Here is an 11,977-nt window from a genome sequence, read left to right as displayed (position 1 = left end):
TGCAGACTTCACGCATTCACAGACGGTGTCAGGGCATACGGGCAGCTACGGCAACTCGACCGCAATACAGCACAGATGGGTGTGATGTCATGTCCTTCCCCGAGCATCCCCAGACCCCCGGCAACTACGGGCAGCCTCCTGAGCACTCCGGGATGCGGCCGGGAAACGGAATGGCGATCGCCGCTCTTGTTCTCGGCATTCTGGCGATCCTGCTCTTCTGGACGGTCATCGGTGGCGCACTGCTCGGCCTGCTGGCGGTGATCTTCGGCATCATCGGCGCGCGCAAGGCGCGTGGGGGCCGGGCGCCTCACGGTGTGATGTCGATCATCGGTGCGGTGCTCGGCGGGCTTGGCCTGATCGCCTCCGGCGTGATCATCGCGATCGGCGCGTCGATCCTCAACTCGGACGAGTACAAGAACTTCGACGACTGCATCAAGCACGCCGACACGAAGAGTGAACGCGACGCGTGCGCGAAGGACTTCGACCGCGAAATCAACGACTAACCCGCCCCGCGCCCCATGCCGTCGGTACCCGAGCATCTCTTGATCCGACCCTTCACGAGTACCACCATGCCGCCTGAACAGGCCGGATGATCTATCGGCCCCCGCAGGGGCAGCGACACGGCTGAGATGGATCACGGGCTCGCGCCGGGAAAGCGCCCGGTGCCTGTGCCGTTGCGGTAGGTGGGGGGCAGCATCGCCGCAGGGACTGCCGTCAGCGTGCGACCGACTCGAGGAGTGCGCGGATCTCGTCGTTGCGGCTCTTCGGGATTCCCTTGGGGTTGGGCAGTTCGGTGCGTTTGGATTCCGCGGCGGCGGTCCGCCAGTCCTTGGCGCGCACTGCCGCGATGAACTTCGGGAACAATTCGAACAGCTTGCGCTCGCCGAGGTTAAAGCCCATGTCGAGCAGGGCCTCCTGTGCGGCGGCGGGGTACTGGTCCCAGTCGGGAAGGCGTCCGCGCAGCCCGGTGAGGACATGGTCCAGATCGGCGAGCAGCATGGCCTCGATGGTGTCCGGCGCCATGTGCAAGCGCACATACTGTTTGTAGAAGCTGGCCGGGTTGTTCTTGACGCGTTGCGCGACGGAGTCGAAGTCGGCCCGTTTCTCCGCCTCGGTGGCGGGCTTGCCATCACTGTCACGGAGCAGCTTGAGGGGGATCGCTGCCTCCGGCGAGGACAGCATGTGCCCGACGCCTATCGTCACGGCGCCGACGGAGTCCAGGTACATGTGGTTGATCGCGGCTTCGAAGCGCCGGGTCCTGGCTACTACGTCGCCGGGGAGTCCGGGTGACGCCGTTGCGGCGGTGCTATAGGGGGCGGGCCCGCGGAAGGGGTAAGCGGAGAAGGATCCGGCCATGGGCCTGTAGCGCTGCCTGCGAGGGGTGTCGGTGGGGGTGCGGCCCGCGGTGCGGCGGCTCATCGTGGCCGGCAACGCCGCGGCGGCGGCCGGCTGCGCATCGGGCTGCGAGGGGGCTGTGCCGCCCTTGTCTGCCAGGGCCCGCTCAAGGTCGAGGTAGCGGTTTGGCATCGTGGTTGTCCTTCCGTGCTCGCGTCACGCCACGTCGGTGATGTCCAGCAACTGCAGCTTCGCGTCGCTGGCCCGGTGGTAGAACTCCTTGCGGCGCAGGCCGCCGGGGTCTTCCACGATTTGCCGGGCCACCTGGTAGGCGTCGGCCGGCTGTTGGGCTTTCCGCAGCCTCAGGTAGCAGTAGAGGGTGGGGAAGGCGCCGTCCTCGTGGCTCACCAGGGCGGAGTGCGACGCTGTCCAAGGTTCGGCCGTCATGGTGCTGAAGTACACGTGGCCTCGCGTCGAGAGCAGGAAGAACCAGTGGCCGGCCAGGGCGGTCTTCTGGGCCGGGTCAGGGTGCTCGATGACCTGCAGCCAGTTGTCGGTGATACCGAGGCGTTCTCGCAGGAAGTTGACCGTGAGGGCGAGCGCCTCGGCCTGCGGCGGGGGCGGCAGGACGTAGTAGGGGCCCTCCTTGGGCGGGGCCCAGGCGACGCGGATACGTTCGCCCGGGGGCGTTTCTGCCGCGGTCGCGTCCTTGTCGAACACCGGGTTGACCACCTCGATGCCCACACTGTGCTGCGAGAACTGGCGCGCGTGCCAGAGCATGTCGACGATGTCGTTGTGCTGCACCACAGTCCCGTCCCGCTCGATGTGGAGTTGCACGCCTTCGGGGGCCGGCACGCCGGTCCAGGCGGCTCCCACGGTCTCGTGCACGACCACTTGCCGCACGTCCGCGAGCGCCCGGGTGCGCTGCTGCGGGCGCCCGCGGAACTGCTCCACACCGGGCGAGGTCCAGTTGCGCCAGGTCAGCCCGGCGGGCGCGGGCGACTCCGCGCCGTCGACGATGACGGTGTCGCTCGCCGTCGGGCGGAAGTCACGCCAGGCCGGTGGTGGGGCCGGGGCACTGTGTGCGGAGGCCATCGGCATCAGCCCGAAGTCTTCGGCTATGTCGAAGGGAGCCAGAGCGGGCGGCACTGTCCGCTCCGTTGCCTTGGCCGCCCGCCGGGTCGCCTCGTTCTCCTCACGGTCCATGGCCTCTTCCAGCGCGTCGAAGGCATCGGTCACGGAGACCGACCCCAGATCGAAGGTGGCCGGCCTGGCGAGGCTGTCCGCGACGCTCTGGAACACCGCATAGCGGCCGGATTCTGCGTCGGGTTCGCGCTCCTCAGCGGGCGGGGCGGGGGGTTCTGCGGGCGCCGTGACCGGGGTGGCCTGCTCGGGCTCTGCGGGGCGAGGCGGGGGTGCGGCGGGGGTGGTGCCGCCGGCCGCGCCTTCGACCAGTTGCCGGATGCGGCTGGCGAATTGTTCGTCCGATGCGTCCTGGAGCAGGGCTTGCGGCACCACTGCAGCGGAAGGCAGCCCGGCCGCAGGGGGCGGCGGGGCTGCAGGGGGCGGCGGGGCGGGCACGGGCGGGACCAGCGGCTGGGGTGCCGCCATTTCTTGGGCGGGAGCAGGCGGGGCCGGAGCCTCCGTTACCGCCTGCGGGTTCTCGTAGCGAAGGTCGATGGGCGTCCCGTCGTCGTAGGCGCTCAACGTCCACGCCGTTTCGCGGGACAGGCTCAAAGCGGAGTCGTCGGCAGGGGTCCGGCCGGCCGTGCCGGGCCAGGCGTCCCTGGGTCGGTTCACGGCGGCGCTGTTCCCGTTGCGGCGACTCGAGAACACGGTGCGGTGTGGTGGCGGCGCCCCGCGGTCCGCGAGCCGCCGGTCGAGCCGCAGATAGCGGTTGCGTTCACCCATGGCGTTTCTCCAGGTGGGGATCGTGCTCCGGGCGCGGGGGGTCGAGGCTGAGCCGCAGGGTGAGATCCGTGTACGGGTCTAGCTCCACGCTCACCGGCTGCTCGGCCAGAGGGCGTTCAAAGGGCACGGCTACACAGAGCCGTCGTCCCCCGGCGGAGACCCTGGCGGGCACCCGCCGCTCGCCCACGGTGGCCCGGGGGTAGCCGGGCGGTGAGCCGGGCAGCGGTGCCAGGTTGCGGCCGCCGAGGGCCAGGACGCCGAGGCCTCGTACGTTGGCTGCTTCGAACCGGGTGCTGTCCACGCGCGGTGCGCCGTTGCCGAGGCGCCGTGCCCGGCGCAGCACCTGGGCGAGTTTTCCGTAGTTGACCTTGCCGCCGGTCAGCCGGTCGAGGTCCACGTTGTTCTCCTCGACCGTGCGCACCACGTCGTCGGCGGAGCGCAGCCCGAGACGCTCCAGTTCGATCCGTTCCTGCGGTGCGATCTCCGGCAGGTCCAGCGGCACGTCGTCGCGGGTCGGTGCGGCGCGTGCGATCTCCCTGATCTGGGTGTCCCGTATGGAACCCAATTGCACGCTAACGGTCGAGGCGCCCTCCTGGCCGGGCTGGGCGGTCAAAAACCTGACGGAGCCGCCGTCGTAGACCGGGAAGACCTGCAGCGCCAGGGACAGGTCCTGGACGGTGTACGTCATGCGGACGTTGTCCTTTTTGACCGACAGCGCGTCCACCGCCCGGTCCAGGTCCAGGATGACCGAGTCGAGGAAGCTCTCCAGCTGCCAGGGGCGGTTGGCTTCAGCGGGCATCGCGGTGTTCCTCACCTGTGATCCGCACCGTCATGCGGTGGAAGACGGGCAAGAACGTGGTCGCCACGCGCTGGGTGGGCGGACAGGCCCGTACCCGCAGGGCACCGTCGGCGTCCGTGCCGACGTCCAACTCCACGGGCAGGTCCAGCCCGAGCGAGGTGAGGCGCATCGCGCCGTCCATCGCCGCGTCGTCCACCTGTGCCGCGGCGCCCAACCGGGTGAGGAACTCGGCCAGCGGGGCTCGCAGCCCGTCGTCCGGGGCGGGTTGCGGGCCGGTCACGGGTGCCTCCCCGGCCGGCTGGGCGCAGCCTCGTCTGCGGGGTCCTCGGGGCGGCGTTCGAGGTCCAGCGGGTAGAGCGGAACGCGTTCGGAGAACACCGTCCGCATCCCGTTCAGCAGCACGGGGGGACGGCTCGGGTCCCCCTCGGCCGGTGCAGGTGCGTCGAGGCCATCGGCCTCCGCCGAGAGGCCCAGGGCCCAGTTCGGGAAGCGGCGTTCGCGCCTCATGCCAAAATCACCCGCCGTTCTGTTGGGACGTCACCCCGACGAAGTGCACAGCCTGCGGGAAGGGGAAGAGGACCGGTTCGGGCACGGTCGCGGTGACCCGGCCGTGCCCATCGCTCTCCTGGCAGCGTTGAAGCAGGACCGTCCGCAGCCGCAACTCGGGAAAGACCCATAGGGCCACGCTGGTGCCGCGGCGTCCGCCGAAGCGGACCTTGGAGCGTCCGGCGGCGGAGAAGCGCCGCGTGAAGTCGGTGGTGTGCAGGGCGGACAGGTGCGCAGGATCGAGGCCGGGGCGGCCGCCGGCGGACTGCAGCACGGCGTTCAGGTCACCAAGGGCCAGTTGCAGGGCGGCCTCGAGGCGACCGGTGCGGGTGTGCAGTTCCAGAGGATCGTCCTTGATCCGGGTGATGCCGCGTTCGGTGCGCTGCGCCTGGGTGTCCAGGCCGACGTAGTACTTGCATTCGTAGTGGTAGCGGAAGACGTCCTCGTCGAGGGTGGCCTGCCACACCTTGTGCCAGAAGTCCCGGTGGAGCTCGACGTCGTCGAGCAAGATCGTGGCGTCGTCCGTGCCCTCCTGCACGCTGTCGTAGGCGTAGGGGCCCACCGGGGTGAAGGACACCAGGGTCTCGGCGCCCAGGGAGCGTCCGCTGCGCGTCTCCCACAGCACGTACGCGCACAGCACGTGCTCCTCGCCGGGAGCAAGGCGTGCCATGTCGGCGGCCGACAACTCGGCGCTCAGCGCGGACGGCTCGGGGCCGGGGATGCGCTCAACGGGCCGTACCTCGTCGATCAGGGGGTCGGCGCTGGTGGCCCGGCGGACCTGCCAGCGCAGTCGGGCGCCGTCGATGGGCCGCGGAGCACTCAGGACCAGGGGGAAGGTGCACGCCCGGTCGTTGCGGTAGAGGCGCCGCACCCGGCCGCGCAGCGTCACCGCGGGCCGCTCCGCGCGCGGGTCCACGGCCAGTTGTGTGCCCGGTGCGGGCGAGTAGAGCGGCATCACCGCGGAAAGGGAGCCGGTGCTCGCCTGCTGGCTGAGCAGGGCCAGGAGTTGGTAGATGGCGGTCGTGTCGGACGACGGCAGGATGCGTTCGAGGTGCTGGCGGACCTGTTCCTGGGCTGCCTGGGCCTGCGAAGAGGCAGAGAGTCCGCCGATCGCCTTGAGCGTCTCCGGGTTGAGCGCCTTTTCGATCACCGGCATGGCGGCCAGCAGCATGGGGTTCATGGCCCGGGAGTAACCGTGGCCGTCGCCGGCGGACAGGGCGAGGGAGGCCTGCTGAACGGGGCCGATCCCCGGTGTTGGTGCGGCAGGGGATCCCGTGGGCGCGGCGGGGGTGCTCTGCAGCTTCTTCAGGAGCAGTTCGAGCAACTGCTGCACTACGTCACTGCCTGCGGCCCCCGCGGCGCCGGGTACCGCAGGTGCTGCGGATGCCCCGGTCGGCGCCCCGCCGCCGCCCAGCATCGGCAGGAGCTTTCCCAGCAGCGGCATCGCGAGGTTGAGCACCGGGGCCAGCGCCTCCAGGAACATCTCCTCGGAGTAGCCCGATTCCCGGTAGGAGAAGGGCTGCACGGCCCTCTCGGCCGCTGCCGCAGCCTGCTGCTGGTGTCCGTAGGTCATGCGCTGCTCCCCTCCCCCGGGCGGGCGCGGATGGGCTCCGGCCGCCGGGCGCACCCGCACAGGCTCCGCGAGCGCGGGGCCGATGTCGGGTGGCTGGCGGTAGCTGACCAGTTGCAGTAGATCGTGGTCGCGGGTGAAGAGGTCGGCGGGGACACGGAGTTGGGTGCGGCCGAGGCTGTGCTCGGGCAGCGGCCCGGCCAGCGGCCCGGTGTGGGATACCTCGGACAGTTCGGGAAAGCCGTCCCTGTCGGCCCAGTTCGGGCCGCCGATGATATAGGTGAAATACCGGTTGGCGCCGAGGTCGGCCTGGAAGAGGAGATGGCCGCGGCCGTCGTCGCCCTGTTGCCGCAGATGTGCCAGCGCCATGGCCGCCCCGCCTCCTGGCTCCTGCCGGTCCTGCTCCTGCCGGTGTTCACGGTGCCGCCACGGGGGGTGCCGCCGGGCCGGCCGGTGCAGGGGCCCCCGGCGGCACGCCGGGCGCCGGTGGTGGTGTGGAGATCTGCCGGTACATGTCGGCGAAATTGTCGAGCTTGAAGTAGTCCGACTCGATCTCCAGCGATACCGAACCGGTGATCTTGGCTGTGAGATCGGTGCTGCTGCGGCCTGCCGCAGAAGACACACTGATCTCGGTCTCCCGGTGGGTGCTCGACCCTCCGCCGGAGAACAGCCCGAAGATGCCGCCGCTGGCCGTCGTACCTCCGGTGTCCACTTCCTCGCTCTGGACCATGCCCTGCCGGGTGACCTTCTCCTTCGCCTTGATGTCGAAGACGCAGGCCGCCTCGATGCGCCCCTTCTTAATGACCATGCGGGTGATGCCCATGAGCAGCACCTCGCGCAGCAGGGCCCGGTTCTCCTGCGCCATGGCGATCTTCGTATCGAGGATCTTGGCTTTGATCTCACCGCTGGTGACGTCCACCGGACTGCCGTTGCGGTCCAGGAGCGCGGGACCGCCCGCCTGCCCGGTCCTCTCCGCAGCGTCCTCGTCGCCGCCCTCATCCTCGTCCTCGTCCGGGACAGCGGGCAGCGCCAGTTGGAACCTGTCCGGCTCGCTTTCTGCGAGCTTGCTGTAGGCGTCGAAGTCGTCGACCTTCCGCACGAAGTCGCCCAGCGAGGCCGAGGCCATCTTCAAGAGCCGGATGAAGTCGTCCGTCTGCTGGTGCTGGACCTCCAGATTGCCGCGGAACACTGCGAGCGTAAGATCGCGCACGAAGCCGGGGAAGTCGATGGACTCGATGAACTCGCCCGCCAGTTGGCCCGCCTGCTCGATCCGCCGGTTCTCGAAGTTGGCCGGATCGGTGGGATCATTCGGGTTGTATCCGGACTGGTTGCGCTGATTGCCCCCGCGGCGCCTTCTGGGGTCGACCGCCGTCTGGCGCACCAGTCCGTCCCCGGACGCCGTCGGCGGCAACTGCGTGTACCGTCGGCGGGCCAGCCGGTCATAGCTCGCCTGGTACACCTCCCGATAGAGGTCGCGCTGCTGGTCGAACGGCAGGGCCAGGAAGGAGGTGCTCTGGGCCAGCAGCGTCCGCGCCTGCTGCCGCGCCTGGTCCTTCAACTCGTGTTCGGCACCCATGGGTCACTTCCCCGATCGCGTCGTCAACGGTCCCAGTCGTCCAACTCATCGTCACGGCGCTCCGGCTGGCCACCGGAGTACCGCGCGGGCGAGCTCCGGCGCCCTCGGCCCCTGTTCCGGCCGCGCTCGTAGGGGTCCTGGCCCTCCCACTCCTCGTCCTGCTGCTCCCGGGGCCAGTCGTCGCCGCCGATCGCGGCCCGGGCGATGATCACGCGCAGGGATGCGTCCAGGAAGTCCTGGAACGGCTGCTCGCGCACCGAGCCGGGAGCGAAGTCGGCAAGGAACTGGAAGATGTCGTTGCCCTGTTCGGACAGGTCCACCAGGTCATCGGCCGGGATCGACACGCCCAAAAATTCCTGCCCCAACTGCTTCACGGTCGACTGGAAGTTGTGCTCGATCCCCCCGTAGCGGGCCATGACGATCGGATCCGTGATCAGCTCCTGGGCCTCTTCGAGTTGCTTGTTCATCTCATTGGTCTTCACGAAGGCGGAGCCGGTCAGGAACTGGCTCAGGTTGTGCTGCAGCGAGACCAGCGCGGCGGTGACGCCCGAGCGGGAGATCTGCCGCGAGTCGCTGTAGGCCCGGTCCTGCAGGTCCACCAGCCGGGTCACCTCGTACATCAGGGTGTCGAAGTGTTCCCCGAAGCGCTCGTTGACCAGCGACCCGGACAGGACTTCCGCCTGTCCGAAACCGAGCAGACGCCGGTAGATCATGCCGCGTTCCTCGTCGTCGAGGCGCACCTCCCGCAGGTGTTCGTAGCGGTTGAGGCGGCGGGCCAAATCGCCCTCGGACACATCCAGCCTGCCCCGGTGCCACTCCAGGACCAGGGCATCGCCCAGGTCGAAGAGACGCATGAGTTCGCCCTGGACAAAGGCATAGAACAGCGCGCCGGCCGCCCGGATCGCCAGCGGACGGACCAGCGGGGTCCCGCGCTCACTCATCCGGCGGACGGTGAAGTCCCAGGCCGGCGCCGTACCGCGAGTGCCGCCCCGGGCGATGTCGACCGGGTCGTCACTGGCCACCCGGACCCGGCGGGCGTGGTCGTAGGCGAGCGCGAAGTACTCGTCGAACTCCCGGTTGACCACCCGCGGGAACGTCATCATCAGCCGCAGATCGACCAGGTAGTCGATCATCGCCTGGCGGGTCTCCTCATCGACCGCGTCCTCGGCGATCTCCTGGTGGCCCGGGGTGTCCAGGTAATGGGCGACGAACCGCGGGATCTCGCCTTGCTGCCGGCGCATCTCGACCAGATGCAGCACCACCGGACGGACCCGCCCGGCGCCCAGGGGCAGCCCGCGGGCCACCGCCAGGCGGACCACGTCGTCGCGTTCGGCCGGGTCGAGTGCGATGCCCTCGGCAGCCAGTACGGCACTGACCACACCGGTGAGCAGATGCGGCAGCGCCTCGTCGTCGACGTGGTTGCTGATGTGGTCGAAGATCCCTGCAACATCGGAGTCATCGACCCGCCCGTCGTCCAGAGCGTCGAGGAACAGGGTCTCGTAGACGGCCGGCTGGGCGAGCGTCAGCAGGCGCGCGTCGTCCAGAGCGACCGAGTTGAACCGCTCGGTAACGCGTTCCACGGTGCCCGAAATGCCCCGCTGCGAGAGCCTGCGCCCCGGCCGCTTGGACAGCCGTCCCTCGTACTCCGTGCGGGTCAGACGGGCCGCGCCCAGCGCGACCGAATCCAGGTCGCGCGGCGGACGGATCCGCAGCAGCGCGGTGCCGTTTCCCCGTTCTTGCTGCTCGATGCCCTCGGTGACCACCTCGGCCGGCAGACCCGCCGCGTCCGCGAGCTGGCGGATTTGAGCGGCGCTGATACCGCGCGGCACGGCGCGCCGCTGCACCACGTCGAGGACCACCCGCCGGGCCAGCGCACGGTCCGGAATGGCGGTGACCAGGTCGATCAAAGGGTCCACCTGATCCCTGTCGGGGAGCATACGCAGCGAGCGCACGTCGCCGAAGATGCCGTCGATGACCACCATCGTGGCTCCTTACCGAGAGTCCATGCGGAGCTTGACGTAGAGCCGGCGCTCCTCGGAGCTGAGCTTGGCCAGCCTGCGGGCCCGCTCCCCCTCGTCGGTGACCGTGAGGATCCTCTGCAACTCGTCCTCCTGGTCCTCCCGCCGCTCCAGTTCCCTACGCTCGTCGCGCAGCTGCTGGTTCTCCCGCCGGCTGGTTTCCAGTTCGCGCTCCACCACCTGCAGGCGCCTTTCGAGTTCGGCCACCCGGGCCTTCAGCTTGGCGACCTCATCGCTGTCATCGGGCGGAGGATTCTGGGATCCGTCGGGCCCCGTCGCGGTCTTGCCCCCGGCGCCCGCCCCCGCATCCTTGCCCGATGTCTTAGCCGCACCGCTCGTCACGTCGTCACCTCGTCCTGTCGTGGGATAGCCGCGCGGGAATCGCTCCGTGGCGGCCGGTGCCGACACCGCGATGCCCCTCGTACGCGAGAAGCCGGGCTGCATCGGCAAGGTTGAGCCGGCCATGTCCGCCCCTCGGGGTCCGCAGCCGGGCGTCGGGCCGGTCCGCGGTCCGTACGAGCAGACGCCGGATACCGGCTGCCGAGAGGCGTTCGCCGACCGCCCGGACTGCCAGCGACTGCAGGAAGGCCGCGGCGCCGGACACAAAGGGCGCCGCCTGCGAGGTCCCGCTGGCGAAGGCGTAGCGGTTGCCCGGCACGCTGCTGTAAATGTCCGCGCCGGGTGCGGTCAGCACCACCTGCGGCCCGTACGTCGAAAACGCCGCGACCTCGTCATCCGCATCGTTGGCGCCAACCGCGATCACATCGGGCAGCGCCCCCGGGTAGTACAGCTCACGATCGCTGCCGTCATTACCGGTCGCCGCCACCATCGTCACCCCGCGGCGCAGTCCGTAGGCGACCACATCCCGGTGCGGCAGGCCACCACCCCTGCTGCGCAGTCCGAAGCTCATGTTGATCACGTCGGCGCCCTGGTCCACCGCCCATTTCAGCGCCACATCGATGTTCTCCACGAGGCCCGCGCCCACCGCCCGCTCGCCACGCCGCATCGCCCCGAGCACCCGCACCGGCAGCAGCCGGCACTGCGGCACCACACCGCGCGGCATCCCCACTCCCCGGCCCACGATGATCCCGGCGACGTGCGTGCCGTGTCCCACCAGATCCTCGGGATCGGGGTCGGCGTCGAGGTGGTCGCCGACGAACCGCTCGGCACCGTCGATGATGTCCACGAAGTCGAATCCGGGGAGCACGGCCGGCGCCAACTCCGCATGATCGACGTCGACTCCCGTGTCGAGCACGGCCACGACCACCTCGGGGCTGCCCTCGCCCAGGCGATGGGCCTCGGGCAGGCCGATGTGCCTGCGGGAGCGGGCATCCGTGCTCCGGGCCAGGGCCCGCACCGGCACCGGCACCGGCGGCGCCAGCGGAGTCGACGTCACCTGCGGGCCGCGCGCGAAATCCACCTCGGACTGCATCGCGATCTCATCCACCATGCCCGACGGCAGATCCGCGCGGTCACGCACGATCAGCCGGTAGACCCGGTCGAGACCGGCCGCCCGCTCATCCGCGCTCCACCTGCCCGGCCGGGCCTGCGGGTACTCGTGCGTGACACGCACCCCGACCCGGTGCCGCCGCAGCACCGAGTCGATCGCGGGCGTGAGCACGGCCGGGCCGTATGGCCGCGGGTCGGGTGCGTGGCCGTCGTGTCCGCAGGCGGCGTCCAGCCAGGAAGCGGCCTCGACCCCTTGGCTGCCCGCCCGCAGTCGCAGCAACAGATGCGGTTTCATGCCCCCACCGCTCAACTCGCCACGCACGGCCCCCCGGCCGTGCGTGCTGCCAAAGTCCTGCTGTCGGAGCCGGCCGTCAATGCGCGGTCATGCAACTACCAGTCCCTCTACGCCACGCGCCTGGCCCGCGCGTAGGCCACCCGCAGCAGCCGACGTAGGACGGAGTCTTCCCCTCAGCGATTCTCCGCAGGTAGTAGTTCTGGCCGCGGCCGCCATCTCGGATCTGACAGGGCACTCGGACGTCCCTCGCGCGACACGGTGAAGGGGGCCCAGGCGCCGGAAGGAAACCTCCGGCGGAACGCTCACAGCAACCGCATCACCCCGAGCCGCCGACACCCCCGAGCGGACCGGCCCGCGCAAGCCGCCTGTTCTGCAGGAACAGGAAACGCCCCGGACAAGCCGGCAGCAAGCGAGTGCCGCTGCCTGCCTGCGCACGGCTGCGCTGAACGCCCCACCGGCCGCGCCGGCACCGGCCGCA

At 70.1% G+C, this 11,977-nt stretch carries 11 protein-coding genes; 1 reads left to right on the top strand and 10 read right to left on the bottom strand.

The window, feature by feature from the left end:
• Positions 1–170 precede the first annotated feature (170 nt).
• On the top strand, positions 171–503 hold the full coding sequence (locus ABZ906_RS39525; protein ID WP_361391006.1) for a DUF4190 domain-containing protein: 333 nt from the start codon (positions 171–173) through the stop codon (positions 501–503).
• A gap of 211 nt (positions 504–714) precedes the next feature.
• Here ABZ906_RS39525 and ABZ906_RS39520 read toward each other — a convergent pair whose 3' ends face one another.
• The 10 genes from ABZ906_RS39520 to ABZ906_RS39475 are packed head-to-tail and all read right to left on the bottom strand — an operon-like array spanning position 715 to position 11,499.
• Positions 715–1,527 carry a hypothetical protein gene (locus ABZ906_RS39520; protein WP_361391004.1) on the bottom strand — a complete coding sequence of 271 codons (813 nt, stop codon included), beginning with the start codon at positions 1,525–1,527 and terminating at the stop codon, positions 715–717.
• Positions 1,528–1,551: 24 nt separating this feature from the next.
• On the bottom strand, positions 1,552–3,246 hold the full coding sequence (locus ABZ906_RS39515) for an N-acetylmuramoyl-L-alanine amidase (protein ID WP_361391002.1): 1,695 nt from the start codon (positions 3,244–3,246) through the stop codon (positions 1,552–1,554).
• The gene (locus ABZ906_RS39510; RefSeq protein ID WP_361191424.1) at positions 3,239–4,045 is read right to left on the bottom strand and encodes a hypothetical protein; all 807 of its coding nucleotides are present in this window, start codon (positions 4,043–4,045) and stop codon (positions 3,239–3,241) included. Before ABZ906_RS39510 ends, ABZ906_RS39515 begins: the two co-directional genes overlap by 8 nt.
• A complete protein-coding gene (locus ABZ906_RS39505) occupies positions 4,035–4,325 on the bottom strand; it encodes a hypothetical protein (RefSeq protein ID WP_361391000.1) in 291 nt (96 codons plus the stop codon). Before ABZ906_RS39505 ends, ABZ906_RS39510 begins: the two co-directional genes overlap by 11 nt.
• Positions 4,322–4,552, bottom strand: coding sequence for a hypothetical protein (locus ABZ906_RS39500; RefSeq protein WP_361390998.1), 231 nt, complete (start codon positions 4,550–4,552; stop codon positions 4,322–4,324). Before ABZ906_RS39500 ends, ABZ906_RS39505 begins: the two co-directional genes overlap by 4 nt.
• 7 nt (positions 4,553–4,559) lie before the next feature.
• Positions 4,560–6,530: a hypothetical protein gene (locus ABZ906_RS39495; RefSeq protein ID WP_361390996.1), complete on the bottom strand. Its 1,971-nt coding sequence runs from the start codon at positions 6,528–6,530 to the stop codon at positions 4,560–4,562.
• 46 nt (positions 6,531–6,576) lie between these two features.
• Positions 6,577–7,737 carry a hypothetical protein gene (locus tag ABZ906_RS39490; protein ID WP_361390994.1) on the bottom strand — a complete coding sequence of 387 codons (1,161 nt, stop codon included), beginning with the start codon at positions 7,735–7,737 and terminating at the stop codon, positions 6,577–6,579.
• A 23-nt stretch (positions 7,738–7,760) separates the two neighbouring features.
• The gene (locus ABZ906_RS39485) at positions 7,761–9,719 is read right to left on the bottom strand and encodes a hypothetical protein (protein WP_361390992.1); all 1,959 of its coding nucleotides are present in this window, start codon (positions 9,717–9,719) and stop codon (positions 7,761–7,763) included.
• Positions 9,720–9,728: 9 nt separating this feature from the next.
• Positions 9,729–10,097, bottom strand: a complete 369-nt coding sequence (locus ABZ906_RS39480) for a hypothetical protein (RefSeq protein ID WP_361390990.1) — start codon at positions 10,095–10,097, stop codon at positions 9,729–9,731.
• Positions 10,098–10,101: 4 nt separating this feature from the next.
• On the bottom strand, positions 10,102–11,499 hold the full coding sequence (locus ABZ906_RS39475; protein WP_361390988.1) for a S8 family serine peptidase: 1,398 nt from the start codon (positions 11,497–11,499) through the stop codon (positions 10,102–10,104).
• Positions 11,500–11,977: the final 478 nt, after the last annotated feature.

The organism is Streptomyces sp. NPDC046925, assembly GCF_040644915.1.
Lineage (GTDB): Bacteria > Actinomycetota > Actinomycetes > Streptomycetales > Streptomycetaceae > Streptomyces.
This window is presented reverse-complemented; position numbering and strand designations above follow the sequence as displayed.

Excerpts from the sequence above, each read along its gene's own strand:
- ABZ906_RS39520 (WP_361391004.1), bottom strand. The coding sequence starts at position 1,527 with ATGCCAAACCGCTACCTCGACCTTGAGCGGGCCCTGGCAGACAAGGGC.
- ABZ906_RS39485 (WP_361390992.1), bottom strand. The coding sequence starts at position 9,719 with ATGGTGGTCATCGACGGCATCTTCGGCGACGTGCGCTCGCTGCGTATG.
- ABZ906_RS39490 (WP_361390994.1), bottom strand. The coding sequence starts at position 7,737 with ATGGGTGCCGAACACGAGTTGAAGGACCAGGCGCGGCAGCAGGCGCGG.
- ABZ906_RS39475 (WP_361390988.1), bottom strand. The coding sequence starts at position 11,499 with ATGAAACCGCATCTGTTGCTGCGACTGCGGGCGGGCAGCCAAGGGGTC.
- ABZ906_RS39515 (WP_361391002.1), bottom strand. The coding sequence starts at position 3,246 with ATGGGTGAACGCAACCGCTATCTGCGGCTCGACCGGCGGCTCGCGGAC.
- ABZ906_RS39500 (WP_361390998.1), bottom strand. The coding sequence starts at position 4,552 with ATGAGGCGCGAACGCCGCTTCCCGAACTGGGCCCTGGGCCTCTCGGCG.
- ABZ906_RS39495 (WP_361390996.1), bottom strand. The coding sequence starts at position 6,530 with ATGGCGCTGGCACATCTGCGGCAACAGGGCGACGACGGCCGCGGCCAT.
- ABZ906_RS39510 (WP_361191424.1), bottom strand. The coding sequence starts at position 4,045 with ATGCCCGCTGAAGCCAACCGCCCCTGGCAGCTGGAGAGCTTCCTCGAC.
- ABZ906_RS39525 (WP_361391006.1), top strand. The coding sequence starts at position 171 with ATGGCGATCGCCGCTCTTGTTCTCGGCATTCTGGCGATCCTGCTCTTC.